The organism is Halalkalicoccus sp. CGA53 (assembly GCF_036429475.1).
Lineage (GTDB): Archaea > Halobacteriota > Halobacteria > Halobacteriales > Halalkalicoccaceae > Natronorarus > Natronorarus salvus.
Window position 1 is genome coordinate 2,078,088 of record NZ_CP144125.1, and the last position, 23,419, is coordinate 2,101,506.

Here is a 23,419-nt window from a genome sequence, read left to right on the forward strand (position 1 = left end):
GCGTCAGCGATGTACCCACAACCGACGCGACCGGCCGACTGGCACATCCAGGACTGGATCCTCGCCCTCGAGGCGATCGTGCTCTACACCAGACACTCGGATGACGCCCAGCGCTGCGAGCACGCCGAACGCATGATCGAGGAGATCGCGATGGACCAGGGGATGCTACCCTCGGAGTTGCTGCTTCAGGCCGACGATCAGTTTCACCGAGGACATGGCTCATTCCTATACCGATCGTGACCGATCGGCTCGGCATGGGAGATCGGTACGACGAACTTCGTGAGGATCTGGCCGACGAGCTCGCGCGGACGCTCGCGACGATCCGGGGCGGGCAGGAAGCCGGGAAGATGGCCCGCCGTCTGCTCAGTCGGGATCGCTCGCGCTCACACTTCATCGGGATCACGACCGACGGACGGGTCGTGCTTCACGAGGCGATCACGCACAGCCTGATCGGCTCCGACGTCCTCGAGGGTTACGTCATCGATCCGGAAAGCGAGTCGGGAGAGCACGTCCGACTGATCGCGAAATACGACGAGTTCAGCAAGGTCGACGAGTGGATCGCCGACCGGGACCCAGAGTTCTGGGCGTGGCTGCATCCGAGGTTTCGTTGGCTCGTCAAGAGCGCGTAAGCGAAGAATGGTGTGACGGCTTAGTTACTGTGGATTGATCCGGTAGTGCTTCTCGCCATAGACCCGTCGAACAGCAATATCACCGTCGTAGACAAGACGTTCGAGCTTGCACGAGACGTGCATCTGAACGAGCCGATCGACGACGATCGACCGATCAGGTTCGTCTGTGAACCCGAGGTGGTCACACACCTCCTGGACTGAGAATGCCTTCCTCGGATTCTCCTCGAGCAGTTCGAGGATCTGGTTGTAGCGCGATCTCGACTCAGAGCCTGCCTCCCATACCTCGTTCCCTACAGGCATGGGATGTATAGCTTATCCGTGCCTAATAGTCACACGCATGCAAGCCAAGATGATGGGAATGTAGGTGGAGGACTGCAACCGTCAGCCGGGATCAGCGGCTCATTCAATAGTCGTCGGGAGGACGCGGTACGGGACGAATCGTACCGATGCGACAGTCGCGTGATCGCCGATTCTCAGATCCGACTCGCGGAGATCCATCGCGAAGCCCTGCTCGCCGACGGTCTGGTAATCGACTACACGGACGACGCGGTCGACGAGCTCGCGATGGACCAGAAGGTGCTGCCGTGGGAGCTGCTGCTACAGATCGACGAGCGCTACGCTTGCATGGGGATCTGAGGATAGACAGAGATCTATGAGAGCGGTAGCACAAATTGGAGATCACTCAAGCGAGAAGCTGTAGTGATTCTCTCCCTGGGCTTCGCGGGCCTCTATGGTGCCGTCGTATGCCAGGTGATCCAGCATGCTCGCGACTAATATATGACCGAGACGGTCTCTAATCAGCGAGCGGTTTGCATTCATCGTGAAATTGACGTGGTCGGCGATTTCACTGATTGAGTATGCTTTATCCTGATTCATTTCCAGTAAACTGACGATATGATGGTATCTCGACTCTCTACGTGGACCATCTTGCCAGTCTGAGCGTTGAATTGGCATGACTATTAATAAGCGACGTGCAAGCTTGGACGTGTCGCGTCAGAAATGCGCTGGTGACGAAAGGGTGGTGTAGGAATGGTTACTCGATCGTCTGCGGGAGGACGCGATACGGGACGAACCGCACCGATGCGACAGTCGCGTGATCGCCGATCCTGACGTCGGACTCACGGAGATCGATCGCGAAGCCCTTCTCGCCGACGAGCTCCTCGACGTCGGGGTGGACGTGTCTCGATTCGATCGTCGCCTGGACGTACGGCGTCGGGTCGCGACCGACCCTGGTCGAGACGACCGTCGGCTGGCGCTCGAGGCGGTTGGCGAAAGCGTGGATCGCTGGCTTGCAGGGCATCAGCCCCACACCTCGAACTCGCGGCCAGAGAACTGTTCGGCGACGCCGTCAGAGAGGACCTTGTTGCCCTCGAGAACGTCTCCGTCCCACTCGGTCTCGGCGTACTCGATCCTGGCGACGGCGTGAGGTGGGAACCGCATTGTCCGATCGTCGAAAGTCCGGAGCCACAGCCAGCCGTTGTCGTTGACGCGGACCGAGTTGACGAGTGCCGGGGCCGATCCGTCGGTCCACTCGATCAGGGCCGGGCTGTCGGCCTCGCTCATCGGTTTGGCCGTGACGTCGGTGAGTTCGGTCATTGATCAGGCTTCCAGGAGGACGCGCTCGATCGTCGTGCGCGAGATGTCGCCGATGACCTGATAACACTCCCAGTCCGGGAGGTCCTCGACGGTGCAGGCAGTCTTCCGGACGAGCGTCTCGAGGCGGCGCTGCTCGATTGGCGTGAGCTCGATCGGTTCGGTCGCCGGGATCCGTCCGAATCCGTCGAGCCTCGCCACGCCCCCGTCGGTCGCGACTCGGTGCTCGCCGCAGAACCGCGAGCCCTTCGTCGCCTCGGTCGCACAGCGCGCGCAGGTTCGTTCGGTGTCGGTACGGTTTTCCGTGACGCCATTGTAGATCGACATGGTTCTTGCAATCCTGAGAACCACGGTCGGGTGCTGGAACACCCGGCCAGACCGATTCTGACCGTCCCGCGCTTCTCAGTTACCACTCTATTCGCCAGCACCATATAGTTATCTCTATATGGATACGTTGCTTCTTATGGCAAGTTACTTGTATGTGGAGATGTTATGGCTACTTGGATATGGAACTGCAACCAGCAGAGGAGATGTCACGCCGAAGAGCGCTCTTGACCGATAAAGAGCGAGAGAGAATCGCGAGTACGGATGTTGAGGGGAGGGAGGAAACCTACCGCTATCAAGCGATTTCGCGGGTCAGAAACAAAATCCACGACGAACTGCCGAAAGACATCGAGATCCTGAGAGAGCATCACCCAGATCTTCTTGAGGAGCTTCGCGAGGAGGTCTGTGATGGGTAGAGCTCCGGGAGGTTGGGAAGCTCCAGAGGACTGTCCTGAGTGTGGTAGACGGTCTGCGAATACTCGCTCGTTCGTGTCGCATTACTCGCAGGCCCACGGACCGCCCTACCCGTGGCCAGATCGTACTAAAAGAGGCCATCTGTGGCCAGAACGGCGAAAGAAGACGTTGGAAAGGGACGGTCACGAGTGTGTGCTGTGCAACTCCCGCGAGGAGTTGGTAGTCCACCACATGAACAAGAATCCTCGAGACCACACTCTTGGAAACCTTCGGACGCTTTGTTCCGAATGCCACAAGGCAATCCATCACTCGCCCGACCCGCCTGAAATCCGGGCCGATGGCCAGGGAGGTGAGCCGGACGAGGAGACCGGCGAGGGCGACGTCAACCTGCTCGCCGACGTCATCGAAACCCAGAAACGGGAGATCCAGCGCCTTCGCGAGCAATGCGCCGACCGCGAGCACGTCTCCGAGGCGCGCGTCTACCTCGATCGGCTTGAGGACGAGCTCCACAGCGAGACGTGTGATCGCGCTCGCGTCGAGTCGTTTCTGGAGGACGCGCAACAGGCGATCGACGACGCGCTCGGAGGCAACGATGTAGAGACAACGTCACCCGACCGTGCTCATCGACCGGTCGAGTGACGGAAACGCGGGCACAGGGGTGGGGGGTGAGATACCCGCGTCAGGCCGGACTCTCTCCGAATCCAACCCGCAATTTACACAATTGATCAAAACTATAAACAACTTACGATCCGTTGTCGACCGCTGACGGCCACCTGTTACCAGGGAGATAACCGAGGACCGGTCATCATCGGCCCGCTCTGGGCCAACGAGGCGGTCGAGTCCGTCGAGCTCGAACTGGCCGATTAGAACGGTGAGTCGGTCACCGCGATCGTGTAGTCATCGATATCAGCGTACTCCTCGAATAGCATGACCTCGAACACCCACTCCTCACCGTCGGGTAGATCAGTCGTGTTCGTGAACGAGTCGTCGATCCGCTGACCCTCCTCGTTGTATGCGACGACGCCCACCTCGACATAGTCGAGTTGCTCGCCGGTGTTGTTCACGACGACACCCTCCACGCTCGCATCGTCGAAGTCGCCCTCAACGAGCTCGTGCTCGAGGATCTCAAGACCGTCGACCGCCGACTCCTGGTCTTCGTCCTCCAGAACCTCCTCGGCATCCTCCTCACCTTCGTCTTCGTCATCAGCGTCGGCGTCATCTGTCTCCTCTTCCCCGTCTTCGTCCTCATCCTCCTCATCGCCTTCGTCCTCAGCTGGTTCGTCGACGTCGTCGGTGTCGTCGGTCTCCTCGGGCGTGTCTTCGGGCTCCTCGTCAGTGTCGTCTTCCTCGTCGATATCCCCATCGTCGAGGCCGTCGTCCGCGTCGTCGCCGTTCGCTTCTGTGTCCGCACACCCTGCGATCGCCGCCAGTCCCCCTACTCCGATCAGATACGTTCTTCGACGCATATTGATATACTCCATTCATCGACATATTATTCTTACGATATTGTTCTGTGCGAGGAGAGTCCGACGTCTGGCTGACGCTCGGCGTCTCTGTATCGCGCAATGGGATATAATTGGTCAGTTGTCGCCTTCGTCGCGTGGGAGATCGCGAAGTTCATCGGCGCGTTCATCTACGACGTCTTCAAACTCCGGTGATCTGTGGTCGTGAACATCCTTCAGCTCGAGAACTGCGAGCCCGCGTGGCGTGATTTCGTAGAGGCCGGACTTTTCTGAAGGCCCGATCCGGCGGACTAAGCGATAGTCGGCGAGGTGTGGCAAGCGCTGGTTGACGTAACTGCGCTCCCAGTCGGTGAGGCCAGCGATGTTCGCACCGACATTCCTCCGACCGTCTGAGAGTTCCTCAAGGATGTCGAAATCGACATCACGAAGCAGCATACCCGAAGCGTCGTCCGGGGTCATGAAATACCATTGGTTTTGGTAATAATTATAGCCATCGGAGATAGCGAATGGCGAAAGCCAATGGTTACTTTTATTACTCGGGCGCGAGAAGAGATGGAATACGAGCCAATGCCGTCACTCTCGGGTCTTAGTAAGGCAGGAGCCGAGTCGGCGGTTGCGGTTCGTGGAGGCCAAGCCACGTATGCAAACCACGCCGACCGCTGGTTGTTACTACCCTCTATGGGGTAATAAACAGCCCGGACCGTTCACGACAGTTAACCACCGTTTTCGAGCTACGGCCTTCCGAAACTGGATATGTAAGACCGGCCTGAACAAACTTTGGTACAACAAAGCCCGCCGGGGTTATTTATCTGATATGAGGGCCGATAGCAGTGTAGATGGCACATCCCGAGACGTTACAGTTGAGCAAGTATGTCAGCGTATGGACTCATTAAACGATGAGTGCGACCGACGCGGACGGGGAGGAGATGCCTGACCGTGCGCGAGAGGACGCGCGATCCGCGGAGGCCGCGGCGAACCTACTCGATCGACGCTCGCAGCTGTTCATTGCGCTGCGCGTCCTCGAGGGCGAAGGCACCAAGCCGGCGAAGCGAGACGAGATTCGGGAGTGCTGCGGCGATCTCTTCGGCGATCGTCCGTGGCCGCACCACATCAACGCGAGGATGCGCGAGCTCGTCGATCGAGGTCTCGTCCGCCGTGTGGAGCCCGAGGCCACGTCAAAACAGCATCGCTACGAACTCACAGACCTCGGACGGGAGATGGCGGAGCGAGTCGGATGGGGAACCTTCGATGAGTGACCGCTTCACTTCCGGAAGGGTGCTTGCCCGTTCCGCGATCGGCAGAACCGGAAGACAGCGGGTCGGTGACGCGGTCGGTCCAGATTCGACTACTTTCACCGAACCATTCAAATCGGTTCATGTACCATCCGATCGTCACAACACAACCGGGACATGGAAGGGAGGGTACTTACCGACGGCTCAAGTGTCGAGGATTCTCAGTCGCTCGTCAGGATCGACCGGACTGATCCGATCCAGCGAATGCGGTTTCGGTGTCCGAACAACCACACCAGCTGGTCGCCGACGAACTCGCACGTCTACTGTTCGTCCTGCGCTCAACACGTCGACCTCGATCCCGAACACTACGAACTGTTCGATGCGAAGACCGGTGAGCGGATCCACTGGTCACGGATCGTCCTCGAGTAGCAGAGCCCTCACGTCGAGACACGCCGCGGCGCACTCCAAGTCTCTACACAAGTGTGCCCCGCGGCGCGGTCTGGCGAGAGAACCATTCGGTCCACGGAGCCAGACAGATGCGATACCACGAAAGGGACAATAAAGCCGACGACAGCGGAGACGGAGATCGAGACGAACCGGAACGGACGAACGCGCGCGTGGTCCCGACAGGATCGACCGGAGGCCCCCGGACGCCCGAGGACTGGATCCCGAGCGACGGCGACACGCAGTACTGGTTCATGGGCCACCTCGTCGTGCGCGAGAGTGCGACGGGCTTCGTCGCCAGCGACACGGTCGCGGAGGTTCGGCGATGAGTCTCGGACCAACACCGCTCCCAGGACAGCAGCACTGCCCGAACGGTCACCTGTGCGGCGCGTCGGCGAACTACTGCAAGACCTGCGGTGCGGAGCTCGCCGAGGAGGGGTCAGGGCGATGAGGGACGGTACTATCATGCTCGTCGGATTGGCTGTCGCGGGCGTTCTGTCTGTTTCGGTGGGCGTTAGCGCGTTCCTTTACGCGCCACCGGTTAACTTCCCGGGAGAGTGGGCTTGGCTGAACGAGTGGGGTGAGATCGGTGTCGCAGCGGCGGCCGGTTTCTTCGCCTTCGTGTTTACGCTCGTGATCACGCAGTTCGTCCTCGTCGCAAAGGGATTCAACGAGTTTGACGACATGGAGGGGTTCTGATGAGCCGCGTCGGTTCGGGCGAGTGTCCTAACTGCGGGTCGCGATCGCTCTGGTCGTGCGTCGGGCGCGGTCGGCCGTCGGGCTGTCACAACTGCGGGAGTGACCTGACCGATCACGACGACACCGAGCAGTGGGGTGGGTTCTGATGTCCGGTGAGTGCGGGGGCGGTACTGAGCGAGAAATCCCCGACGGATGGGAACGAGAAGAACTCATAGCAGGGATGGATACTGTCGGCAGCTTCAGCATTTCCGACGTGTATATTGGTATGGGGGGTGGCTACAAGTGCAACCAATGCCAGCACTTTGTCCCCCTCGAATCGGTCGATGATGACGCCTGCCCGTTGTGCGACAGGTGCGGGATGATCGCGACGGTCATTATGGGAACGCAACGTGTCACAGCTTTGTATCCAGAAGGGTGGTTTGACGACGATGATCGTTCAGCAGACACGGATACTCAGCGGTTCGGGGGGTCCGACTGATGGACTGTTACGCCCTTCGCTCAGACAACCCCGGCTCACGCCCACCGACCGTTCGCGAGCGACTCGCCGCCTGGGTCGGTAAGAGGGGATGGGAGGTCCGGCGATGAACCGGGCGATGAGTGACGAGGAGTGGTCGCTCATGCGCGAGATCGTCGAGCAGGTCCCGGGCTGTTCGGTCGGGACGGTCGACGTCGGGCTCGAGGTCCGGATCAACGATCACGACGGGCGCGAACGCATCCCGTTCGGGCGGCTGTTCTCCGTGATCGGCGAGCGCGACGTCGGCGATGCCTACGCCGACTTCGGCCAGGGCGAGGTCCGCATCCAGGTGGTGATCGACGGATGATCCGAGGGCGCCACCCCCGACCGATCTATCCGATGGATACTCACTGCCCACTCTGTAACGATCCGTACCTGCTCGTCGAAGAGGGCGAGGAGTCGGTCTGTCGAAACGGATGCTACAGCGGGAGGCCGGCCTGATGGCATCACAAAACGCGAAGCGAAACATCGCGCCGGGCAAACCCTGGCTCTGCCAGCGCTGCGGTGCCGGGTTCCTGACCGGAACGGAACGCGACGCGCACGTTGAGGAGTGCTGGGCATCCGACGATCAGTTCGACGGCCGGATGGCCGAGACCGTCCGCGAGACCCGGATCGCGGCGGCGATCTACCAGGCCGAGACTGACGCAGAATGGATCAAACCCAGCGACATCGAGGGGCATATCGACTCGCCGCCGCACGTCGTCTCGGGAGCGATGCAGTATCTCATGGACCAGGGTTTTTTCGAAGAGTGCGACGGTGGCCATGGGAACGCGCGCTACCGAATCTCGGGATCGGGGGGTCGTGCCTGATGGGCTTCGAGCCGATCGACGAACTCACGACATACAACAACCAGGGCCCGCAGCTCTCGGTCTACCCCGACGGCGGCGCACGTATCTCCGCCGAAGCGGTTCGGCGCTGGCTCAACGGCGAGGATCGCGCGGGCCTCCACTGGGATCGCGAGCGCGGGCTCATCGGGCTCGCGCCTGGCGAGGAGGGTGCGCACACGCGCGTGATCTCCAGCGACGGTGACTCGAGCGGTGCGACGATCTCGGTGAAGACAGCGCTGAACCAGGTCGGCGTCGAGGGCCGACTCGACCAGACGGTGACCGTCCCGCTCGAGTGGGACGACGACCACGGCATGATGGTCGGCGAGCTGCTGACCGAGCTCGAGGACCTCGGAGAGATCGGTGACGGCGATCGCGGTGACGCAGACGCCGATGACAGCGACCAGGAGGGGAGCGAAGAGGCCGACGTCGTCGAGGTCGAGGAGATCGAACCCCACCCGGACGAAGCGCCGGAGTTCGACATCGAGGACGAGGAGGACCTCCAAGTAGCGTACGACAAAGCCGGCGGGAACATCGCGAAGGCGGCCGAGATGTTCGGCGAGAGCTACAACAAGGTCTACGCGCGCATGCGTAGCGCCGGCGTCCACCAGCCAAACTCCTCGAGCACTGGAGACCAGGAGGACGAATCGGGAAACTCGAAACGGCGGGAGGACGAGCATGAACGCCCGTCCCTCTCGCCGACTCGGAACGGTCAGAACGGCGAGAAGCCGCCCCGGTTCGTCGACTTCGGCGCGACCCCCACGGACCAACGAACGTGTCAGAACTGCGGCGCGCACGTCACGAAACAGTTCGCCCGGACGATGGATCCCGAGGAGACCGGCGTTCGTTGCTGTCCGAACTGCCCCGATCTCATCCGAGATCAAAACGAGGGCGTTCGCGAGAAGAAGTATATCAGGAGTGACGCGGCATGACTGAGGCAGCTGAACCAGTCGAGATCGACCCGCGGACGCCGGCGATCGTCGTGGTCGTTGGGCTGCTCTGTTTCGCCGGTCTCGGCTACCTGCTCTACACCGGCGGGGTGATCGGATGAGCTCGACCGACGAGCCCGACGTCTCTCGTACGCCGGAGGAGAAGCTCAAGTCGCTGATTCGGCGGGACATCGACCCCGATATCACACGCATGGCGAAGAACGCGCTTCACGACCTCCAGGAGGGTCGTCAGTGATCCGATCGTCGAACGCGATCGGGCCGTTCGTCGATCCGATCCAACAGCTCCGCGAGTTCCTCACGCAGTGCTGGGTTCGCCGCGTCGACGAGCTCCTCGAGAATCGTGTTTTTCCCGTCAGCGACGTCGCCGGCGGCGCCCGGCGAAGCGGGCTGGCCGCAGTTCGGACAGAACTCGTGATGCGGAGCGATCGCGGTTCGGCAGTTCCCGCAGTCCTTTCGGACGCGATCCGGGCCGTCGTCGGGATCGAGGAGCCCAGCCTCGCGGAAGATGTCATCGTTATGCTCGTCCGAGGAGATGTGCTCGTAGATCCGCCACATGTCGGTGTCGAGCGTCCAGTGGACGCGATGCTCGATCTGCGAGCGGGAGTAGCCCTCGCGGACCATCCGCGTGATCGCCGCGTGGCGGAACGCGTGCGGGCTCACCGGCTTGTCCAGGTCGGCCCGATCGGCGATGCGCTTGAGCTGCTGGTTCGCGCTGTGGGGGTTTACCGCCCCCTCGTCGGTCCAGCGCTCGCCGTTCTCGCCGCGAGCATGTGGCTTGATCTTGTGGAACAGCGCCGCGCCGGGATCGTCCGGTCGGGGGTGGGCGGTCCGGAGGTAGCTTCGGATCGCCGCCGCCGAGTCGATCAGCGGGTAGGATCGGATCGGAGCGCCCTTGAGCCCGAGTGCGTCACGGTTCGGCTGGTAGGTCGGTGGGTCCGAGAGATCGAGATCACCGACACGCAGCGAGAGCGCCAGCGAGAGGCGCGCGCCCGTATCGGCGAGGAACTCGATGAACGCGACGTCGCGCTGATGTCGAGCCGTTCGGACGAGTGCGGCGATGTCCCTCGGCTCGAGCATGGCGTCGGGATCCGGGCCCTCGCGATCGATGCGTGTACGCTCGACGTCGTCGATCCAGTCGGCGCCGGTGACGTCGCCGAGGAACAGCAACGTCGCGTTCTCGTAGCTCTGGACAGTGGAGTCGGCGAGATCCCACTCGTGACGGAGGCAGAAGACGAGGTCGTAGAAATCGTCGATGTCCATCTCGAGCAGCGGCACATCCGAGCGCTCGGACGCTGCTCTGACTCGTCGGAGGTAGGTCTTGAGCGACCCCGGTGCAACGGAGCCGTCCTTCCGGCGGATCCAGCGACGGATCTGTTCGCGATCGGCGTCGTGAACCTCCTCAGAGTCCCGAAGGAGCCGTCTCTGGCGCTCCAGACCCCGTTTGAAGTCCTGTGGATCGTCGATCGAACCCATACAAGACACGACACAATGGCCCGCTACTATAACCTGCCTACGCATGGACGTACGTCTTTCACCACCTGAGAACCGGTTCGGCGACCGTCTGACCGACACAGCGCTTTTCACCGACGCACCCGTTGCCCGCCGCATGACCGACCGAACCCGCGCACACGTCCTCGTCTCGGGATCCGTGCAGGGAGTGTTCTACCGTGCGAGCACACGCGACGCGGCTCGGAAGCGGGGCGTCGACGGCTGGGTGAAGAACCTCGCAGACGGCCGGGTCGAGGCCGTCTTCGAGGGGAGCGAGGAGGACGTCGAGTCGATGGTCGAGTGGTGTCACGAGGGCTCGCCGGCCGCCTCGGTCGAGGACGTCGAGGTGAGCTACGGCGACCCGGACGGCGAGGAGGGCTTTTCGATTAGGCGGTAACCCGCGAGGGTGCAGGCGCGAGCCACAGCGTTAACAGCCAGGTGAGCCAACCGGGAGTATGATCACGGCCGAACGGATGGCGGCGGTCGACGAGAACGCCGAGGCGCTCGGCGTTGCCCGGAAACAGCTGATGGAGTCGAGCGGGAACGCCGTCGCACGAGTCGTCCGAGAACACGCGGAGCCCGACGATCGGATAACGATCGTCGCCGGGAGGGGAAACAACGGCGGCGACGCCTTCGGCGCCGCACGCTTTCTCGACGGTTTCGACCTCTCGATCCGACTGCTCGGACGGCCGGAGACGATCACGACGGGCATCTCCCGGGAGAACTGGGAGGCGCTCGTCGCGGCCGGGTACGAGACGGAGACGGTCACGGATTCGAAAGACTTCTCGCTGCCGTCTCCCGAGGTGGTCGTCGACGCGATGCTCGGGACCGGCGTGACCGGCGAACTCAGGGAACCGGAGGCGACCGCGGCACGGGAGATCAACGCGAGCGAGGCGACGGTCGTCTCGGTCGACGTTCCGTCGGGTGTGGACGCGAACACCGGCGAGAGCCCCGGAACGGCGGTCGAGGCCGATCACGTCGTGACGTTCCACGACACGAAACCCGGGCTGGCGAATCTCGACTGCGAGGTGACGGTCGCGGACATCGGCATCCCCGAGGCCGCAGAGCGCTTCGTCGGGCCGGGCGACCTGCGAGGGATCGGGCGAGCGTCGGACAGCCACAAGGGACAGAACGGCGACGTGCTCGTGATCGGGGGCGGTCCGTTCGCCGGCGCGCCCGCGCTCTCTGCGGGTGCGGTGCTGAAGGCGGGCGGCGACCTCGCGAACGTGCTCTGTCCGGATCGGGTGTTCGAGGCGGTCCAGGGCTACGGCCCGGACCTGATCGTCCACGACCTAGCTGGGAAACGGTTCGCGCCCGAACACGTCGAGGAGGCACTCTCACGCGCCGAGGAGAAGGACTGCGTCGTCCTCGGCCCCGGCCTGGGGAGCGCGGAGGAGACCCTCGACGCGATTGGGGAGTTCCTCGCCGGGTTCGAGGGGCTGGGAGTGATCGACGCCGACGCGCTCCAGGTCGTCCCGGAGGTCGAGACGGATTCGACGCTTATCTGCACCCCCCACAAGGGCGAGTTCGAGCGGATGGGCGGCGAACGCGCCGATGACCCGGACGAGCAGGCGGAGCTGGCGCGAGAATTCGCGGCCGAGGTGGACCACGTGATGCTCGTGAAAGGCCCCACGGACGTCGTCTCCGACGGTGAACGGGTGCGGATCTCCCGATCGGGCAACCCCGGGATGACCGTCGGTGGAACCGGCGACGTGCTCGCGGGGATCACCGCCGCGTTCTCCGCCCCGCTCGAACCGTTCGAGGCTGCGGCGGCCGCGGCGTACGTCAACGGGCTGGCGGGCGACGCCGCCTACAGTGAAGACGGTCTCGGGCTCACGGCGTCGCGGATGCTAGAGCATATCCCCGCCGCGATGGGAGGTGCGGTCGATGAGTGACCGCGAACTGACCCACACGACGGAGTCGGGCGACGTCCAGATGGTCGACGTGGGGAAGAAGCCGGACAGCCAGCGTCGGGCGGTCGCGGAGGGCGAGATCCGGCTACAGGAAGCGACCATAGAAGCGATCCGGGAGAACGAGGTCTCGAAGGGCGACGTGCTCGCGACGGCGCGCGTCGGCGCGGTCCAGGCGGTGAAACACACCTGGGAGGCGATCCCGATGTGTCACGCCATCCCGGTGACGAACGTCGACACCGCTTTCGACCTCAGAGAGGACCGGGTCGTGCTCAGGGTCGCGGTCGAGACGACCGGGAAGACCGGCTGCGAGATGGAGGCTCTAGAGGGTGTGACCACTGGACTGAACGTCGTCTGGGACATGGTGAAAGCCGTCGAGAAGGACGAAGAGGGGGGGTATCCCGAAACGAGCATCGAGAACGTGCGGGTGGTGCAGAAACGGAAAGAGCAGGTCGAGAGAACCGACGGATAAACACGAACGGGAAGGATATCGAATTCGTCTGACTGAACTCACGCGAGGGAATACACGGGTAAGGGAAGCTCTTCCTGATCGTGACTACCTCGGCTTCTATACTGATCGGTGGCAACAGCGTTGTATGGTCGAGGAAGGAGATCGCGCGCCCGACTTCACGGCTCCCCGTGCCGGGGGGCGTGCGTACAACGATATAGAACCGTTCACCCTATCGGAAGCGCTCGGCGGTGGACCGGTCGTCCTGGCGTTCTACCCGGCCGCGTTCACGAGCGGATGTACCGAAGAGATGTGTGCGTTCCGCGATTCGATGGAGGCCTTCGAGGAACTGGACGCAGAGGTGTACGGAATCAGCGTGGATCTGCCGTTCGCCCAGAACGTCTGGATCCAGGAGAACGACCTCGACTTCCCGATGCTCTCGGACTGGAATCACGAGATAATCCGACTATACGACGTCGTCTACGAGGGAATGTACGACATGATCGAGTCGGCCCAGCGGAGCGTGTTCGTTCTTGATTCGGAGGGGACCGTGACTTACAAGTGGGTCAGGGATGGCGAGAACCCGAATTTCGGGCCGTTCGTCGACGGCGTTCGGGACGAGGTGTCGAAGACGGTGTGAGGATCCCGGAACTCTCACGGGACGCGATCCGAACGAGACGACGGTGACTCCCGTATCAGGGCACCGTCAGGCCGAGGCGACATCGAGATCCGACGCCTTCGCGCGCGAGCGCTCGACGACGGAGGGACGGGCCTCGAACTCGACGAGGACGTGGTCGTCCTCGTAGCTCACGTCCGAGACGTGCGCGCGGTCGTGGAGCCAGGAGACGACGCTCATCGTCTCGTCGGTCATCGGCAGGAGGAGCCGCTCGTGTTCGAGCGGCGGGAGCGCCCGGTCGATCCGCTCGGTCAGCTCCTCGATCCCCACTCCCTCCTGCGCGCTGATCGCGACCGGCGCCGGCGCGAGCGCGGAGAGCGCCTCGCGCTTCTCCGCGAGTTCGGCCTCGCTCACGAGATCCGTCTTGTTCAGTACGGTGACGATCGGTGCCTCGTTTCGCTCGTAGAGCGTATCGTGGCAGGTGACGAGCTTCTCTCTGATCTCCTCGATCGGCTCCGAGATGTCGACGACGAGGAGGACGAGGTCCGCGCGATAGACCTCCGAGAGCGTCGACCGGAACGACTCGACCAGCCAGTGGGGGAGGTCGCTCACGAAGCCGACGGTGTCGGTCACGAGGACATCCCGGTCCATCTCGGCCTTCCGGGTGGTCGTCCCGAGCGTCGTGAACAGGCGGTCCTCGGACTCCGCTGTCGGATCGAGGTCGGGGTGGAGCTCGTCGTTCTCCTCGACCGAGAGATCGGCAGCGAGCCGTCGCAAGAGGGTGGACTTGCCCGCGTTCGTGTAGCCCGCGAGCGCGACGAGGTCGAAGCCGGACTCCCGGCGCTGCTCTCTCCGGTGTTCGTCGTCCTCCGCGATCCGTTCCAGTTCGGCGCTGATCCGGCTGATACGGTCCTTGATGTCGCGTTCGCGCGACTCGTCGTACTCGCCCAACCCCATGAAGCCGGGGCGCTCGTCACGCTTCGCGAGGCTCACCTTCGCGTCGACGCGCGGGAGTTCGTAGCGGAGCTCGGCGAGTTCGACCTGGAGCTGTGCCTTTTTCGTCCGCGCTCGCTGTCCGAATATCTCCAGGATGAGCGTGAAGCGATCGAGCACCTCACAGCCCTCGGGCATCTCGCTGCCGATGTTGAAGACCTGGTACGGCCCGAGTCGGTCGTCGACGATCACCGATTCCGCACCGGTCTCGGTGACGAGCGCCGCCAGTTCGACGATCTTCCCCTCGCCGAGGCAGTATGCCGGGTCCTCGGACCGGACCTGGGTACACTCGCCGACGACCTCGTAACCGGCGGCGCGGGCTAGCTCTCGGATCTCGCCGGTCTCCACCGGCTCGCTGTCTGCTCGTTTCGCGATGACCGTTCTCATAGGTACAATGATCTGGTTGCGTAGGCGGCGTGGTGGGCGGCCTCGACGACCCGTCGTTCCGCGATCGTCTCGACGTACTTGAACTCCGCGTCGAGCAGCGACTCGACCGTCATCGCGGGCTCCTCGTAGAACTCGCCCCGTTCGGCGACGATCGGCCCACCTGAGGGCGTGGGGAGCCTGCGGATCGCGTCCGAGACGACGCCGGTCGTCCCCCGGAGCGTCGGCTCGCCCCGACTCGTCGCGAACCCCATCCCGTCGATCGAGCGGATCCGCGCCGAACCGACGTGGGCGGCGACCGCTGCGCCGACCATCAGGTACTCGCCGGCCTCCTCGTGCCGGCCGCTGATGTCGACGCCGACGACCTCAGCCTCGCCGGCCCTTCACCCCGGTTCGAGTACGCCGCGTCACGGTCGGGGTACGCTCCTTGGGGAGAAAAAACCCGCGGCGGCCGAAACGACCATGTAGCTGTTCTCTGTATTCGGACCCATGCTCGAAGCGGTCGACCTCTCCCGGATGGGGCTGGAGTTCGGCGGCGGGAGCGTCGCGGGCGCGGTCGCTGGCTTCGCTGCGAAGCAGGCGGCGAAGCTCCTCGCCGTCCTCGTCGTCGTCCAGCTCGCGCTGTTCCGTCTGCTCGAGTCGAGGGGGGTCCTCTCGGTCGACTGGGCCGCGCTCTCGGAGGGCGTCTCCGCGAGCCTCGCCGCGAGCGACGGCGACGCACCCGACTGGGTGAGCACGCTGCTCTCGACGCTGTCGGTCTCCGCGGGCTTCACCGCGGGCTTCCTGATCGGCTTCCATCGAGGCTAGCGGGTGCTGATCTCGTCCTCGTCCCTGACGATCCGCGTCTCGGCCTCGCCGGCCGTGTGCTCGTTCACGAGGTCGTAGAAGTCGTTCTGGAGGCCGGCCGGGAAGGTGAGCACGCCGATCCACGAGCCGTCGTTCTGCCACTCCTCTCGTTCCAGGTCACCGAACCCCCTGATCCGCGCCTGGGCGCTGCCGGCGTGTTCGGCGGGCACCTGTACGGCGACCGTCACCTCGTCGAACCGAATCGGTATGACCGGTCGAAGGGCGTCGAGCGCGTCGTCGACCTGCGTCTCGACGGGCTCCATCGGATCGACGCGGAAGCCGGCCTGATCGAGCGCCGACTCGATCCGATCGGGGGGGTGTGGCGCGTTGTCCATCTGCGGGTTCACCGCGTTCCGCGCGATCCGGTTGATTAGCTGTCTGTGTTTCTGCTCCTGCATCTCCCGGCGCTGTTCGGCCGTGATCTGGATCTCCCCCCGTCTGACGACCTCGGGGATGATCGCCATCGGCTCCGTGGTGTCGAAGACGTCCTCCAGATCGTTCTCCGCCGGCCGGTCGCCGCGCGAGGCGTCCGAGAAGACCTCCTCGGCAGCGATCACCTCCTCTAACTCGCCCTCGAACTCCCCGCGTTTGATCGCCAGCGCGGCGTCCGGATCGATCAACACTTCGAAACGCGCCCCGTGGGATTCGAGTCGCGCCGTCACCGCCTCGTCGAGCGAGATCATACCGTGGACTTCCGCTCGCTCGGTAAAAGAGCTTTCCCGCGGCTACTCGTCCTCGTCGGTCGGGACGTCGAGCTCCGCGATGTACTGCTCGATCTCCTCGTCGGTGAGTTTGATGAACTGCTCGGACTCGGCGTCGATCGTCGCGACGCCGACGCCCGTCGCGTCCAGCTCCTCCTCGTTGGCCGTCGAGAGCGCCGACAGCGCGAGGTCGATGCCGCCATCCAAGTCCATCGTCTCGTCGTAGTGCTCCTCAAGGTACTCCTCGATCTCGCCACGGTTCTCACCGACGGCGAGCGCCTTCCACTCCATCGGCGTCCCCGACGGGTCGGTCTCGTAGAGTCGTGGCGTGCCGTCGTTGTCCACGCCGCCGATGATCAGCGCGACGCCGAACGGCCGGGCGCCGCCGATCTGGGTGTACTGCTGGATGTGGTCGGTGACGTCCTTCGTGAGCGTCTCGACGCCGATCGCCTCGCCGTAGCGAAGCCGGTTGATCTGGGCGTTCCGGCGGGCGAAGTCGACGAGCTGACGGGCGTCGGCGACGTGGCCGGCGCTCGCGACGCCGAGGTGTTCGTCGATCTTGTGGATCTTCTCGACGCTGGTACGCTCCATCAGCGGCGACCGGATCCGCTTGTCGACGGCGAGGACGACCCCGCCCTCGGTCCGGATTCCGATGCTCGCGGTTCCGCGTTTGACCGCCTCGCGCGCGTACTCGACCTGGTAGAGGCGCCCGTCCGGCGAGAAGATCGTGATCCCCCGGTCGTACGCCTGCTGTTGGGCTTGTCCCTGCATAGTTTAGTCCCTGAAATCGAGGTCGGTCGCCCCCACGAACGTGCCGTCGACCCGCACGTCAATCAGATCGCCCCGTGCGACGGCAGGCCGCTCCTCGCCCGCGAACGCGACCGTTGTCTCACCCGATTCTTCCGGTCGGCCGCGTATATACTTTTCTTCACAGCCTCGCACGGTCCCGCTGATCCCGCGCACCCACAGACCCACGGGCGCGCCCCCGATCGCCGAGATACAGGCGAGCGCCGCCCGGGTCTCTCCCTCGTGTCCGCGCCGATTCCTGACGACGGCCTCCCCCTCGCCGTCGGCGAACCGGAAGTGGAGGAGTCTGAGGTCGGCCTCGGCGCTGCCCGCGTCGCCGTAGAGGTTCCCCGCGGCGTACCAGAGTTCGCGCTGGAAGGCACCCCTATCTATCTCCGTGCCGGGCAGGGACTCGATCCCGACCGCGAGGTAGCGCCACGTGGGTCGGAGGTGTTTCGGGAGGTGTTTCATACCCGTTCGCCGACCAGCACGCCGACCTGCTCGTGGACCCGCTCGACGGCTGTGAGCGCGAAGCCAGCGTCGGTGAACGCCTCGGCGAGGACTCCTACCGTCGCCGGATCGTCGACCTCCGGGCTGTAGTATGGCTCGTCGGGATCCGGATGGCCGAAGAACATCACGTCGCCGAGGACGAATCTCCGAGCGCCGAGACCGGCGACCGTGGCGATCGCCTCGCGTTTCGCCTCGTCGTCCACGTGGTGCATCGCGAAGTTCGACGTGACGACCGCCACGTTCCCCTCGACGTTCGGGCTCCCGAAGCTCCCCTCGCCGAACTCGACGTTCTCTACGCCCGCCTCCTCGGCCTTCCGACGGGCCTGCTCTAACATCCCCTCGCTCACGTCCCGTCCGATCACGCTCTTTGCCTCACCCGCGAGCGCCAGCGCGATCGCCCCCGTACCGCAGCCGAGGTCGAGCACCGTCTCGTCCGACCCGGGTGCGGCGTACTCGACCACGAGGTCCCGGCAGGCCTCGTACTCGGGGCTGCCGCCGTCGTCGTACTCGGCGGCCTTCTCGTCGAACCGCGCGGCGTGCTCCTCAACGCTCCTCTTCATACCGACCCCTACGTACGCCCGGCTCAATGAACGACTCGGAACGGATCTCGCGGGTGCGCTCGGCGATCGCCCTCCACTCGCGGAGTCCGCGTTCGATCTCTTCTCCAGAAAAACCGATCACTTCTCCGATCGCGAGGAGTTCGCGTGGCGCGCGCAGTTCGAGGTGCGACCGGGCAGTCGCGCTCACGACGAACGGGACGTCGTACTTCCTCACGAGCGTTCGGAGCAGGCGCAGGTCGCGGATCGTTCGGACCCGAGAGCCGCCGCTCGTCCGGAGTACCGGTCCGAGATCGACCTCGACGCGGACGTTGTTCCTCGCTGCGGCCTTCGCGAGGACGTGGTTGACCCCCCCGCCCGAGGCCATCGGACGCGAGAGCACGTCGAGGCGTTCCTCCTCGGTAGCGAACCGGTTGAGCGCGTCGCTCCCCCCGGCGAGCGAGAGCACCGTCGCCTCGTCCCGTCGGCCGCCGACCGCGCCCGCCGCCGCCTCCGGGGAGTCGGCCTCGATCTCGACTCCGTAGACGAGATCCAGATCGTAGGCGTCCTCGATCGCATCGGCGTCGAAGCCGATTTCGTAGGCGTTCCTGACGACGAGACCGTCGTAGCCGTACTCGCTCGCGGTACGGGCGAGCCGCGCGACGGTGGATTCGCCCGCCGGGTACGCGGTGACCGCCTCGTACATACGGTCCGTTCTCGGGAGGGGGTGAAACCGGTGGCGGTTTCGCCGGTTCGCCTGCGGGTCCCACGGCTATGTCGATCGCCAGCCGTTCCGTGGTATGGCGATCGAGAGTACGAACCCTGCGACCGGCGAGCGGATCGAGACGTACGAGGAACACAGCGAACGGGAGGTAGACGACGCGCTTGACGCCGCGATCGAGGCGTTCGCCGACTGGAGCGAGCGGGATATCACCGAGCGTCAGCAACTGCTCGCGAGGGCGGGAGCGATCCTCGAAGAGCGCGAGGAGGAGTTCGCGGAGCTGATGACTCGCGAGATGGGAAAGCCGATCGCGGAAGCGCGCGCGGAGGTCGAGAAGTGTGCGTGGGTCTGTGAGTTCTACGCCGAACACGCGGGCGAATTCCTCGCGGACGACGTAATCGGAAGCGAGCCACACGCTCGCACGCTCGTCTCCTACGAACCGCTGGGAGCAGTCCTCGCGGTGATGCCGTGGAACTTCCCGTTCTGGCAGGTGTTCCGCTTCGCCGCCCCGCACCTGACCGCGGGCAACGTCGGCCTGTTGAAACACGCCTCGAACGTCCCCGGCTGCGCGCTCGCCATCGAGGAGGTGTTCTCCGAGGCGGGCTATCCGGAAGGGGTGTTCAGCTCCCTGCTCGTCGGCTCCGACGCGGTCGAGGGGATGATCGCCGACGACCGCCTCGCCGCGGTCACGATCACCGGCAGCGAGGGTGCCGGACGAGCGGTCGCAGGGAACGCGGGGGAGAACCTGAAGAAACACGTCCTCGAACTGGGCGGCAGCGACCCGTTCGTCGTCCTCGCGGACGCCGACGTGGGGGCCGCGGCGGAGACCGCAGCACGGGCGAGAACGCTCAACTCCGGACAGTCCTGCATCGCCGCCAAACGCTTCGTCGCTCACTCCGAGATCTACGACGAGTTCGTCGATCGGTTCGTCTCCGAGATGGAGTCGCTCGACGTTGGAGACCCGACCGAGGAGGGGACGGACGTCGGCCCGCAGGCGAGAGAGGACCTCCTGGAGACGCTCCACGAACAGGTCGAGGCGACCGAGGCGGCAGGTGCGACTGTCGAGTGTGGCGGCGAACCGCTCGAACGGGAGGGTCACTTCTACCCGCCCACGGTGCTCTCTGGCGTCCCACGTGACGCGACCGCCGCGACAGAGGAGGTGTTCGGACCCGCCGCCGCCGTCTTCGAGGTCGGGAGCGAAGAGGAGGCGATCGATCTGGCGAACGACACCGAGTTCGGCCTCGGGGGATCGGTCTGGACGACGGACATAGACCGTGGCGAACGCCTCGCTCGCGAGATAGAGGCCGGTTGTGTCTTCGTCAATCAGCTCGTGAAATCCGATCCCAGACTGCCGTTCGGCGGCGTGAAGAACTCCGGCTACGGCCGCGAGTTAGCGAAAGAGGGTATCCACGAGTTCGTCAACAGGAAAACCGTCTGGGTACAGGAGGCCGGCGAGAGCGACGAGATCCCGACCGAGTGAGCGGACCGTCGGATCTGTCGGCTCCCGACCGAGTGAGTCAGGCGGTCTCGACGACGATCTCGATCACCTGTCCGTCTCGGAGCTCGTACTCCTCGGGTTCGATCTCGCCGTCGGCTCGTTCCGTGATCGTGATCTCGTCGCCGTCGCGTTCGTCGTAGACGTTCCCGTCGACCGTGAGGACGTGTGCGCCGTTCTCGGCCGCGTACTCCATCTCGGCCAGGAGATCGATCGCCTCGGCGAGCGTGAGCCACTCCCCCTCCATGTGCCAGCGTTCGTCCTCGTCGTAGTCGTGGAAGTGGAACTCGGGTGCCGCGTCGGACTCCTCGATGACGTACTTCGACTCGGAGAAGTCGACCTCCTCGCCGTCGATCTCGACGAAGAGGTAGCCGTGTTCGTGGATCTCATCCTCGTCGTCGTCACCGCCGAGAAGCGGCATCCGCTCTGTGACGGCGGCACAGCCGGCGAGCGCGGCGAGCGATCCTGCACCGACCACCCCGACGAACTCGCGGCGGGAGCGGGAGGAACGTCGTTCGGTCATGTCACGAAGTTCGGCTTTACGCCGGAAAAGGCCGCGGGTTCCGGTGAGGACGACCCGTCGATCGGGACCGGCGAGCCGTCGAAGCCGTGTGTGCACCCCCGGCGGCGGATCATAGGAATCATCGTAGCCAGTCGTACCTCTTAGGTCTACACATCAGCGGTGTCGTTCGATTCGCAGTCGAGGAACGACGAGTCTCGACGATGATCCCTGTCAGTACTCGCCCGCGAGTACCGCTCTCACGTTCTCGACCGCGGCCTCTTTCTTCGCGGGGTACGCCTCGACCTTTGCGCGGAGGGTGAGCCCGTCACCGCGGGCGACCTCCCCGCGGGAGGCCGCCTGCTTGTCGAGCGTGATGTAGAACTCGCAGTTCTCGGTCACCCTGTCGTCGAGCTCTCCATCGACCGTCCCGAGGTCCGGGAGCTCGCGGAGCCGGTCGAGGACGACGCGGACATCGTCGGCGGTCTCGACTCGCGCTGAGAGGACGAGGATGCGGTCGCCGTGAAATCCCTCGGTCTCGGCGCGTTCGATCGGGAACCCGTCGGGGAGGTAGGTCCCGAGCGCGTCCTCGACCCGTTTGTCGTCCTCGGTGGCGTAACAGAACGTGCGGAGGTCGACGTAGTGAAGCGGTACGCTTGCCATCCCGTCTCGCTACTCTTCGGTCTCGTCGACCGCCGAGAGGGCGTCGGCGGGGACGCCCGTCTCCTGGCCCTCCTCGAAGCTCACGGTGTAGGTCGCGTCGCCGAACATCGTCTCCATCACCTGCGTGACGGTGCCCTCCTGGCCGTCGAACTCGCTGTGATCGTCGGAGAGCACTACGCGGTCGTCTTCGTCGAAGCTCATACCCCTCCGTACCTGACCGTCGCGTAAAAACGGACCGTTTCTCCACGCCGGTCGAAGCGTTATTGCCCCGCCCGCTCCTCGTCCGGACATGAACGGATCGAGCCGACAGGAGCGCGACCCCCCGGACGGGCGATGACGACCGTCGACGAACTCTGGTTCCGCGCGAGCGAGGCGAATCAACAGGCCGAACAGGCGTACCACCGGCTCACCGAACGCTACGACCCCGACCTCGAGTTCGAGCGGGGTCGTCACGTCTCGCGGCGACGCTTTCGAACGCTCGTCGACCGCGTCGCCGGCACGGGCGCACCCTACGGCGCACACACCATCGTCTACCGGCCGGACGCCTCCCTGCTCCTCGTCCGCCACGAGGGGATCGACATGTGGGTGCTCCCGGGTGGGGAGGTCGAACCCGACGAGGAGTTCCGGGAGGCCGCCCGCCGCGAACTCTCCGAGGAGGCGGGCGTTGAGGCGAGCTACGACGGCCTCGCGGTGCTCACCCGGGTCGGGATCGAGTGCGCGCAGTACACCGCCTGGGGCGTCCTCCCCGTGTTCGCAGCACGGGCCGAAACGACCGAGCCGACCGTCTCCGACCCCGACGGGGAGATATCCGAGGCGGCGTGGTTCGATACCCTCCCGGAGGACACGAGGGACCGAGCGGACCTCCTGACCTGGCGCGAGCGACGGTTCGAAACCTGATCGGCAAACCCGGTCAGTCGCCGTACGAGACGCCCTCGTTTGCGTCGGCTCGCATCCGTCTGAGCGCCGCCTGCGCGTTCGAAGCGTCGTAGCCGAAGAAGACGTCCTTCCCGTACTCGTCGGCGACCGCCGCCGCGTGGATCAGCCGGTCGATGTCGATGTCGACCGCGTAGAGTTCGACGCTGAACGGCGTCTCCAGGAGACTCTCGAACCCGCTCGCGATCACCTCCAGCCAGTAGGTCGTCGAGTAGGCCATGTCGTAGAGCGGGACCACGAACTCGTCGACGTGGGGTTCGAGCGCGGCGAGGTCGAGGCCCGCTCGCTCGTAGAGGTGGCCAGGATACGGATCCGGATAGAGCGTGAAGTACGTTCGACCGGGGATCCGCTCGCTCGCTTCGGCGACGAACCTTGTGATCACCGACGCCCGCCACTCGCCCCAGTCGTCGCGAGCGCTCTCCGCGAAGCGCTCGCGACAGACCTCGCAGCGACAGTAGCCCTGCCGGGGAAAGCCCACGTCGTCGAGACGCACGTCCTCGTTCGCGGCGGCCGCGTCCGAGACGATCTCCAACAGCCCCTCCCTGTACCGTTCGCGGCTCGGACAGACGTAGCCCCAGTCGAAGTACGGCTGTTCCCTCGTCGCTCTGTTGCCCTCCTCGTCGACCGGGACGAGCTCCGGCGAGCTCTCGCCCGCCGAGGTGTCCCCGAAACACGAGACCATGTTGACCGCCTCCGGGATCGGCTCGGCGGCCCGGCCGGTGACGTCTTTCACCTCGTAGAAGCCGAGGTCGAACTCGGGCCAGGTCACCTCCTCCTCGTTGCGCGTGACGACGCCGTACATGC

42 protein-coding genes are annotated in these 23,419 nt (G+C 64.5%); 23 read left to right on the forward strand and 19 right to left on the reverse strand.

The features are described 5' to 3' along the window. The first annotated feature begins 9 nt into the window (after positions 1 to 9). On the forward strand, positions 10 to 240 hold the full coding sequence (locus V2L32_RS12355) for a hypothetical protein (RefSeq protein WP_331232724.1): 231 nt from the start codon (positions 10 to 12) through the stop codon (positions 238 to 240). 14 nt (positions 241 to 254) lie between these two features. Continuing rightward, positions 255 to 629 (forward strand): hypothetical protein, encoded by a 375-nt coding sequence (locus V2L32_RS12360; protein ID WP_331232725.1) that lies wholly within the window; start codon positions 255 to 257, stop codon positions 627 to 629. 24 nt (positions 630 to 653) lie between these two features. Here V2L32_RS12360 and V2L32_RS12365 read toward each other — a convergent pair whose 3' ends face one another. After that, entirely contained in the window at positions 654 to 929 is a 276-nt protein-coding gene (locus V2L32_RS12365) for a hypothetical protein (RefSeq protein ID WP_331232726.1), read from the reverse strand. A 159-nt stretch (positions 930 to 1,088) separates the two neighbouring features. Between V2L32_RS12365 and V2L32_RS12370 the strand changes: the two genes are divergently transcribed. Beyond that, positions 1,089 to 1,265, forward strand: a complete 177-nt coding sequence (locus V2L32_RS12370; RefSeq protein WP_331232727.1) for a hypothetical protein — start codon at positions 1,089 to 1,091, stop codon at positions 1,263 to 1,265. 42 nt (positions 1,266 to 1,307) lie between these two features. Here V2L32_RS12370 and V2L32_RS12375 read toward each other — a convergent pair whose 3' ends face one another. The 4 genes from V2L32_RS12375 to V2L32_RS12390 form a co-directional block, all read right to left on the reverse strand. Next, a complete protein-coding gene (locus V2L32_RS12375; protein ID WP_331232728.1) occupies positions 1,308 to 1,583 on the reverse strand; it encodes a hypothetical protein in 276 nt (91 codons plus the stop codon). A 79-nt stretch (positions 1,584 to 1,662) separates the two neighbouring features. Then, the gene (locus tag V2L32_RS12380) at positions 1,663 to 1,929 is read right to left on the reverse strand and encodes a hypothetical protein (protein ID WP_331232729.1); all 267 of its coding nucleotides are present in this window, start codon (positions 1,927 to 1,929) and stop codon (positions 1,663 to 1,665) included. Further along, entirely contained in the window at positions 1,929 to 2,225 is a 297-nt protein-coding gene (locus tag V2L32_RS12385) for a hypothetical protein (protein ID WP_331232730.1), read from the reverse strand. Before V2L32_RS12385 ends, V2L32_RS12380 begins: the two co-directional genes overlap by 1 nt. Before the next feature lie 3 nt (positions 2,226 to 2,228). Further along, a complete protein-coding gene (locus V2L32_RS12390; RefSeq protein WP_331232731.1) occupies positions 2,229 to 2,549 on the reverse strand; it encodes a hypothetical protein in 321 nt (106 codons plus the stop codon). 203 nt (positions 2,550 to 2,752) lie between these two features. Here V2L32_RS12390 and V2L32_RS12395 point away from each other — a divergent pair, with 203 nt between their 5' ends. After that, the gene (locus V2L32_RS12395) at positions 2,753 to 2,962 is read left to right on the forward strand and encodes a hypothetical protein (RefSeq protein WP_409348442.1); all 210 of its coding nucleotides are present in this window, start codon (positions 2,753 to 2,755) and stop codon (positions 2,960 to 2,962) included. A gap of 229 nt (positions 2,963 to 3,191) precedes the next feature. Further along, a complete protein-coding gene (locus V2L32_RS12400) occupies positions 3,192 to 3,599 on the forward strand; it encodes a hypothetical protein (RefSeq protein WP_331232733.1) in 408 nt (135 codons plus the stop codon). A gap of 224 nt (positions 3,600 to 3,823) precedes the next feature. Here the strand turns inward: V2L32_RS12400 and V2L32_RS12405 are convergent, their stop codons facing one another. Together V2L32_RS12405 and V2L32_RS12410 are read right to left on the reverse strand one after the other, a co-directional pair. Then, positions 3,824 to 4,426 (reverse strand): FxLYD domain-containing protein, encoded by a 603-nt coding sequence (locus V2L32_RS12405; protein ID WP_331232734.1) that lies wholly within the window; start codon positions 4,424 to 4,426, stop codon positions 3,824 to 3,826. 114 nt (positions 4,427 to 4,540) lie between these two features. After that, positions 4,541 to 4,882, reverse strand: coding sequence for a hypothetical protein (locus V2L32_RS12410; protein ID WP_331232735.1), 342 nt, complete (start codon positions 4,880 to 4,882; stop codon positions 4,541 to 4,543). 437 nt (positions 4,883 to 5,319) lie between these two features. Between V2L32_RS12410 and V2L32_RS12415 the strand changes: the two genes are divergently transcribed. The 11 genes from V2L32_RS12415 to V2L32_RS12465 all read left to right on the forward strand — a co-directional run bounded on the left by V2L32_RS12415 (position 5,320) and on the right by V2L32_RS12465 (position 9,321). Further along, positions 5,320 to 5,679, forward strand: a complete 360-nt coding sequence (locus V2L32_RS12415) for a hypothetical protein (RefSeq protein ID WP_331232736.1) — start codon at positions 5,320 to 5,322, stop codon at positions 5,677 to 5,679. Positions 5,680 to 5,832: 153 nt separating this feature from the next. Beyond that, positions 5,833 to 6,084: a hypothetical protein gene (locus V2L32_RS12420; protein WP_331232737.1), complete on the forward strand. Its 252-nt coding sequence runs from the start codon at positions 5,833 to 5,835 to the stop codon at positions 6,082 to 6,084. Positions 6,085 to 6,191: 107 nt separating this feature from the next. Further along, positions 6,192 to 6,428, forward strand: a complete 237-nt coding sequence (locus V2L32_RS12425) for a hypothetical protein (RefSeq protein WP_331232738.1) — start codon at positions 6,192 to 6,194, stop codon at positions 6,426 to 6,428. Next, on the forward strand, positions 6,425 to 6,550 hold the full coding sequence (locus tag V2L32_RS12430; RefSeq protein ID WP_331232739.1) for a hypothetical protein: 126 nt from the start codon (positions 6,425 to 6,427) through the stop codon (positions 6,548 to 6,550). The genes V2L32_RS12425 and V2L32_RS12430 overlap by 4 nt, the downstream gene beginning before the upstream one ends. Then, a complete protein-coding gene (locus tag V2L32_RS12435) occupies positions 6,547 to 6,798 on the forward strand; it encodes a hypothetical protein (RefSeq protein WP_331232740.1) in 252 nt (83 codons plus the stop codon). The genes V2L32_RS12430 and V2L32_RS12435 overlap by 4 nt, the downstream gene beginning before the upstream one ends. Beyond that, complete coding sequence (locus V2L32_RS12440; protein ID WP_331232741.1) at positions 6,798 to 6,944, forward strand: hypothetical protein; 147 nt, start codon at positions 6,798 to 6,800, stop codon at positions 6,942 to 6,944. Before V2L32_RS12435 ends, V2L32_RS12440 begins: the two co-directional genes overlap by 1 nt. Positions 6,945 to 7,379: 435 nt before the next feature. Then, positions 7,380 to 7,619 carry a hypothetical protein gene (locus V2L32_RS12445; protein ID WP_331232742.1) on the forward strand — a complete coding sequence of 80 codons (240 nt, stop codon included), beginning with the start codon at positions 7,380 to 7,382 and terminating at the stop codon, positions 7,617 to 7,619. Between the two features lie 133 nt (positions 7,620 to 7,752). After that, on the forward strand, positions 7,753 to 8,121 hold the full coding sequence (locus tag V2L32_RS12450; RefSeq protein WP_331232744.1) for a hypothetical protein: 369 nt from the start codon (positions 7,753 to 7,755) through the stop codon (positions 8,119 to 8,121). Continuing rightward, complete coding sequence (locus V2L32_RS12455; protein WP_331232745.1) at positions 8,121 to 9,068, forward strand: DUF7563 family protein; 948 nt, start codon at positions 8,121 to 8,123, stop codon at positions 9,066 to 9,068. Before V2L32_RS12450 ends, V2L32_RS12455 begins: the two co-directional genes overlap by 1 nt. Continuing rightward, positions 9,065 to 9,187 carry a hypothetical protein gene (locus V2L32_RS12460; protein ID WP_331232746.1) on the forward strand — a complete coding sequence of 41 codons (123 nt, stop codon included), beginning with the start codon at positions 9,065 to 9,067 and terminating at the stop codon, positions 9,185 to 9,187. Before V2L32_RS12455 ends, V2L32_RS12460 begins: the two co-directional genes overlap by 4 nt. After that, entirely contained in the window at positions 9,184 to 9,321 is a 138-nt protein-coding gene (locus tag V2L32_RS12465) for a hypothetical protein (RefSeq protein WP_331232747.1), read from the forward strand. The genes V2L32_RS12460 and V2L32_RS12465 overlap by 4 nt, the downstream gene beginning before the upstream one ends. Here the strand turns inward: V2L32_RS12465 and V2L32_RS12470 are convergent. Then, positions 9,315 to 10,559, reverse strand: a complete 1,245-nt coding sequence (locus V2L32_RS12470) for a site-specific integrase (protein WP_331232748.1) — start codon at positions 10,557 to 10,559, stop codon at positions 9,315 to 9,317. The two genes, V2L32_RS12465 and V2L32_RS12470, sit on opposite strands and share 7 nt — an antisense overlap. Before the next feature lie 133 nt (positions 10,560 to 10,692). Here V2L32_RS12470 and V2L32_RS12475 point away from each other — a divergent pair, with 133 nt between their 5' ends. The 4 genes from V2L32_RS12475 to V2L32_RS12490 all read left to right on the forward strand — a co-directional run bounded on the left by V2L32_RS12475 (position 10,693) and on the right by V2L32_RS12490 (position 13,572). Beyond that, positions 10,693 to 10,971 (forward strand): acylphosphatase, encoded by a 279-nt coding sequence (locus V2L32_RS12475; protein WP_331232749.1) that lies wholly within the window; start codon positions 10,693 to 10,695, stop codon positions 10,969 to 10,971. Positions 10,972 to 11,029: 58 nt separating this feature from the next. Beyond that, positions 11,030 to 12,469, forward strand: coding sequence for an NAD(P)H-hydrate dehydratase (locus tag V2L32_RS12480; RefSeq protein ID WP_331232750.1), 1,440 nt, complete (start codon positions 11,030 to 11,032; stop codon positions 12,467 to 12,469). Beyond that, positions 12,462 to 12,956, forward strand: a complete 495-nt coding sequence (gene moaC, locus V2L32_RS12485) for a cyclic pyranopterin monophosphate synthase MoaC (RefSeq protein WP_331232751.1) — start codon at positions 12,462 to 12,464, stop codon at positions 12,954 to 12,956. The genes V2L32_RS12480 and moaC overlap by 8 nt, the downstream gene beginning before the upstream one ends. A 124-nt stretch (positions 12,957 to 13,080) precedes the next feature. Then, a complete protein-coding gene (locus V2L32_RS12490; protein WP_331232752.1) occupies positions 13,081 to 13,572 on the forward strand; it encodes a redoxin domain-containing protein in 492 nt (163 codons plus the stop codon). 66 nt (positions 13,573 to 13,638) lie between these two features. On the opposite strand, the gene hflX is transcribed toward V2L32_RS12490, so the two are convergent. Both hflX and V2L32_RS12500 read right to left on the reverse strand, forming a co-directional pair. Then, positions 13,639 to 14,928 (reverse strand): GTPase HflX, encoded by a 1,290-nt coding sequence (hflX, locus tag V2L32_RS12495; RefSeq protein ID WP_331232753.1) that lies wholly within the window; start codon positions 14,926 to 14,928, stop codon positions 13,639 to 13,641. Further along, the gene (locus V2L32_RS12500) at positions 14,925 to 15,275 is read right to left on the reverse strand and encodes a DUF2209 family protein (RefSeq protein WP_331236608.1); all 351 of its coding nucleotides are present in this window, start codon (positions 15,273 to 15,275) and stop codon (positions 14,925 to 14,927) included. The genes hflX and V2L32_RS12500 overlap by 4 nt, the downstream gene beginning before the upstream one ends. Positions 15,276 to 15,414: 139 nt before the next feature. On the opposite strand from V2L32_RS12500, the gene V2L32_RS12505 reads away from it, so the two are divergent. Continuing rightward, on the forward strand, positions 15,415 to 15,732 hold the full coding sequence (locus V2L32_RS12505; protein WP_331232754.1) for an FUN14 domain-containing protein: 318 nt from the start codon (positions 15,415 to 15,417) through the stop codon (positions 15,730 to 15,732). Here the strand turns inward: V2L32_RS12505 and V2L32_RS12510 are convergent. Genes V2L32_RS12510 through V2L32_RS12530 form a run of 5 tightly spaced genes read right to left on the reverse strand, consistent with a single transcriptional unit; the run spans position 15,729 to position 19,010 of the window. Further along, positions 15,729 to 16,454 (reverse strand): ribosome assembly factor SBDS, encoded by a 726-nt coding sequence (locus tag V2L32_RS12510; RefSeq protein ID WP_331232755.1) that lies wholly within the window; start codon positions 16,452 to 16,454, stop codon positions 15,729 to 15,731. The two genes, V2L32_RS12505 and V2L32_RS12510, sit on opposite strands and share 4 nt — an antisense overlap. A 42-nt stretch (positions 16,455 to 16,496) precedes the next feature. Further along, positions 16,497 to 17,243, reverse strand: coding sequence for an archaeal proteasome endopeptidase complex subunit alpha (psmA, locus tag V2L32_RS12515; protein WP_331232756.1), 747 nt, complete (start codon positions 17,241 to 17,243; stop codon positions 16,497 to 16,499). 3 nt (positions 17,244 to 17,246) lie between these two features. After that, positions 17,247 to 17,729, reverse strand: a complete 483-nt coding sequence (locus V2L32_RS12520; RefSeq protein ID WP_331232757.1) for an Rpp14/Pop5 family protein — start codon at positions 17,727 to 17,729, stop codon at positions 17,247 to 17,249. Next, complete coding sequence (locus tag V2L32_RS12525; RefSeq protein ID WP_331232758.1) at positions 17,726 to 18,328, reverse strand: class I SAM-dependent methyltransferase; 603 nt, start codon at positions 18,326 to 18,328, stop codon at positions 17,726 to 17,728. The genes V2L32_RS12520 and V2L32_RS12525 overlap by 4 nt, the downstream gene beginning before the upstream one ends. Continuing rightward, on the reverse strand, positions 18,312 to 19,010 hold the full coding sequence (locus V2L32_RS12530; RefSeq protein ID WP_331232759.1) for an RNase P subunit p30 family protein: 699 nt from the start codon (positions 19,008 to 19,010) through the stop codon (positions 18,312 to 18,314). Before V2L32_RS12530 ends, V2L32_RS12525 begins: the two co-directional genes overlap by 17 nt. Positions 19,011 to 19,110: 100 nt before the next feature. On the opposite strand from V2L32_RS12530, the gene V2L32_RS12535 reads away from it, so the two are divergent. Further along, a complete protein-coding gene (locus V2L32_RS12535) occupies positions 19,111 to 20,505 on the forward strand; it encodes an NAD-dependent succinate-semialdehyde dehydrogenase (protein ID WP_331236609.1) in 1,395 nt (464 codons plus the stop codon). A gap of 37 nt (positions 20,506 to 20,542) precedes the next feature. Here V2L32_RS12535 and V2L32_RS12540 read toward each other — a convergent pair whose 3' ends face one another. The 3 genes from V2L32_RS12540 to V2L32_RS12550 form a co-directional block, all read right to left on the reverse strand. Further along, entirely contained in the window at positions 20,543 to 21,043 is a 501-nt protein-coding gene (locus V2L32_RS12540) for a hypothetical protein (RefSeq protein WP_331232760.1), read from the reverse strand. Between the two features lie 210 nt (positions 21,044 to 21,253). Then, positions 21,254 to 21,682, reverse strand: coding sequence for an RNA-binding protein (locus V2L32_RS12545; RefSeq protein WP_331232761.1), 429 nt, complete (start codon positions 21,680 to 21,682; stop codon positions 21,254 to 21,256). A 9-nt stretch (positions 21,683 to 21,691) separates the two neighbouring features. After that, positions 21,692 to 21,883 carry a DUF1918 domain-containing protein gene (locus tag V2L32_RS12550; protein WP_331232762.1) on the reverse strand — a complete coding sequence of 64 codons (192 nt, stop codon included), beginning with the start codon at positions 21,881 to 21,883 and terminating at the stop codon, positions 21,692 to 21,694. A gap of 132 nt (positions 21,884 to 22,015) precedes the next feature. Here V2L32_RS12550 and V2L32_RS12555 point away from each other — a divergent pair, with 132 nt between their 5' ends. After that, entirely contained in the window at positions 22,016 to 22,579 is a 564-nt protein-coding gene (locus V2L32_RS12555; protein WP_331232763.1) for an NUDIX hydrolase, read from the forward strand. A 13-nt stretch (positions 22,580 to 22,592) separates the two neighbouring features. On the opposite strand, the gene V2L32_RS12560 is transcribed toward V2L32_RS12555, so the two are convergent. Further along, entirely contained in the window at positions 22,593 to 23,417 is an 825-nt protein-coding gene (locus V2L32_RS12560) for a hypothetical protein (protein ID WP_331232764.1), read from the reverse strand. Positions 23,418 to 23,419: the final 2 nt, after the last annotated feature.

What these genes read in the sequence shown, in the direction of transcription:
- V2L32_RS12355 (WP_331232724.1), top strand. Translation starts at nt 10, where the DNA reads ATGTACCCACAACCGACGCGACCGGCCGACTGGCACATCCAGGACTGG.
- V2L32_RS12360 (WP_331232725.1), top strand. Translation starts at nt 255, where the DNA reads ATGGGAGATCGGTACGACGAACTTCGTGAGGATCTGGCCGACGAGCTC.
- V2L32_RS12365 (WP_331232726.1), bottom strand. Translation starts at nt 929, where the DNA reads ATGCCTGTAGGGAACGAGGTATGGGAGGCAGGCTCTGAGTCGAGATCG.
- V2L32_RS12375 (WP_331232728.1), bottom strand. Translation starts at nt 1,583, where the DNA reads ATGCCAATTCAACGCTCAGACTGGCAAGATGGTCCACGTAGAGAGTCG.
- V2L32_RS12380 (WP_331232729.1), bottom strand. Translation starts at nt 1,929, where the DNA reads ATGCCCTGCAAGCCAGCGATCCACGCTTTCGCCAACCGCCTCGAGCGC.
- V2L32_RS12385 (WP_331232730.1), bottom strand. Translation starts at nt 2,225, where the DNA reads ATGACCGAACTCACCGACGTCACGGCCAAACCGATGAGCGAGGCCGAC.
- V2L32_RS12390 (WP_331232731.1), bottom strand. Translation starts at nt 2,549, where the DNA reads ATGTCGATCTACAATGGCGTCACGGAAAACCGTACCGACACCGAACGA.
- V2L32_RS12395 (WP_409348442.1), top strand. Translation starts at nt 2,753, where the DNA reads ATGTCACGCCGAAGAGCGCTCTTGACCGATAAAGAGCGAGAGAGAATC.
- V2L32_RS12400 (WP_331232733.1), top strand. Translation starts at nt 3,192, where the DNA reads ATGAACAAGAATCCTCGAGACCACACTCTTGGAAACCTTCGGACGCTT.
- V2L32_RS12405 (WP_331232734.1), bottom strand. Translation starts at nt 4,426, where the DNA reads ATGCGTCGAAGAACGTATCTGATCGGAGTAGGGGGACTGGCGGCGATC.
- V2L32_RS12410 (WP_331232735.1), bottom strand. Translation starts at nt 4,882, where the DNA reads ATGACCCCGGACGACGCTTCGGGTATGCTGCTTCGTGATGTCGATTTC.
- V2L32_RS12415 (WP_331232736.1), top strand. Translation starts at nt 5,320, where the DNA reads ATGAGTGCGACCGACGCGGACGGGGAGGAGATGCCTGACCGTGCGCGA.
- V2L32_RS12420 (WP_331232737.1), top strand. Translation starts at nt 5,833, where the DNA reads ATGGAAGGGAGGGTACTTACCGACGGCTCAAGTGTCGAGGATTCTCAG.
- V2L32_RS12425 (WP_331232738.1), top strand. Translation starts at nt 6,192, where the DNA reads ATGCGATACCACGAAAGGGACAATAAAGCCGACGACAGCGGAGACGGA.
- V2L32_RS12430 (WP_331232739.1), top strand. Translation starts at nt 6,425, where the DNA reads ATGAGTCTCGGACCAACACCGCTCCCAGGACAGCAGCACTGCCCGAAC.
- V2L32_RS12435 (WP_331232740.1), top strand. Translation starts at nt 6,547, where the DNA reads ATGAGGGACGGTACTATCATGCTCGTCGGATTGGCTGTCGCGGGCGTT.
- V2L32_RS12440 (WP_331232741.1), top strand. Translation starts at nt 6,798, where the DNA reads ATGAGCCGCGTCGGTTCGGGCGAGTGTCCTAACTGCGGGTCGCGATCG.
- V2L32_RS12445 (WP_331232742.1), top strand. Translation starts at nt 7,380, where the DNA reads ATGAACCGGGCGATGAGTGACGAGGAGTGGTCGCTCATGCGCGAGATC.
- V2L32_RS12450 (WP_331232744.1), top strand. Translation starts at nt 7,753, where the DNA reads ATGGCATCACAAAACGCGAAGCGAAACATCGCGCCGGGCAAACCCTGG.
- V2L32_RS12455 (WP_331232745.1), top strand. Translation starts at nt 8,121, where the DNA reads ATGGGCTTCGAGCCGATCGACGAACTCACGACATACAACAACCAGGGC.
- V2L32_RS12460 (WP_331232746.1), top strand. Translation starts at nt 9,065, where the DNA reads ATGACTGAGGCAGCTGAACCAGTCGAGATCGACCCGCGGACGCCGGCG.
- V2L32_RS12465 (WP_331232747.1), top strand. Translation starts at nt 9,184, where the DNA reads ATGAGCTCGACCGACGAGCCCGACGTCTCTCGTACGCCGGAGGAGAAG.
- V2L32_RS12470 (WP_331232748.1), bottom strand. Translation starts at nt 10,559, where the DNA reads ATGGGTTCGATCGACGATCCACAGGACTTCAAACGGGGTCTGGAGCGC.
- V2L32_RS12475 (WP_331232749.1), top strand. Translation starts at nt 10,693, where the DNA reads ATGACCGACCGAACCCGCGCACACGTCCTCGTCTCGGGATCCGTGCAG.
- V2L32_RS12480 (WP_331232750.1), top strand. Translation starts at nt 11,030, where the DNA reads ATGATCACGGCCGAACGGATGGCGGCGGTCGACGAGAACGCCGAGGCG.
- moaC (WP_331232751.1), top strand. Translation starts at nt 12,462, where the DNA reads ATGAGTGACCGCGAACTGACCCACACGACGGAGTCGGGCGACGTCCAG.
- V2L32_RS12490 (WP_331232752.1), top strand. Translation starts at nt 13,081, where the DNA reads ATGGTCGAGGAAGGAGATCGCGCGCCCGACTTCACGGCTCCCCGTGCC.
- hflX (WP_331232753.1), bottom strand. Translation starts at nt 14,928, where the DNA reads ATGAGAACGGTCATCGCGAAACGAGCAGACAGCGAGCCGGTGGAGACC.
- V2L32_RS12505 (WP_331232754.1), top strand. Translation starts at nt 15,415, where the DNA reads ATGCTCGAAGCGGTCGACCTCTCCCGGATGGGGCTGGAGTTCGGCGGC.
- V2L32_RS12510 (WP_331232755.1), bottom strand. Translation starts at nt 16,454, where the DNA reads ATGATCTCGCTCGACGAGGCGGTGACGGCGCGACTCGAATCCCACGGG.
- psmA (WP_331232756.1), bottom strand. Translation starts at nt 17,243, where the DNA reads ATGCAGGGACAAGCCCAACAGCAGGCGTACGACCGGGGGATCACGATC.
- V2L32_RS12520 (WP_331232757.1), bottom strand. Translation starts at nt 17,729, where the DNA reads ATGAAACACCTCCCGAAACACCTCCGACCCACGTGGCGCTACCTCGCG.
- V2L32_RS12525 (WP_331232758.1), bottom strand. Translation starts at nt 18,328, where the DNA reads ATGAAGAGGAGCGTTGAGGAGCACGCCGCGCGGTTCGACGAGAAGGCC.
- V2L32_RS12530 (WP_331232759.1), bottom strand. Translation starts at nt 19,010, where the DNA reads ATGTACGAGGCGGTCACCGCGTACCCGGCGGGCGAATCCACCGTCGCG.
- V2L32_RS12540 (WP_331232760.1), bottom strand. Translation starts at nt 21,043, where the DNA reads ATGACCGAACGACGTTCCTCCCGCTCCCGCCGCGAGTTCGTCGGGGTG.
- V2L32_RS12545 (WP_331232761.1), bottom strand. Translation starts at nt 21,682, where the DNA reads ATGGCAAGCGTACCGCTTCACTACGTCGACCTCCGCACGTTCTGTTAC.
- V2L32_RS12550 (WP_331232762.1), bottom strand. Translation starts at nt 21,883, where the DNA reads ATGAGCTTCGACGAAGACGACCGCGTAGTGCTCTCCGACGATCACAGC.
- V2L32_RS12555 (WP_331232763.1), top strand. Translation starts at nt 22,016, where the DNA reads ATGACGACCGTCGACGAACTCTGGTTCCGCGCGAGCGAGGCGAATCAA.
- V2L32_RS12560 (WP_331232764.1), bottom strand. Translation starts at nt 23,417, where the DNA reads ATGTACGGCGTCGTCACGCGCAACGAGGAGGAGGTGACCTGGCCCGAG.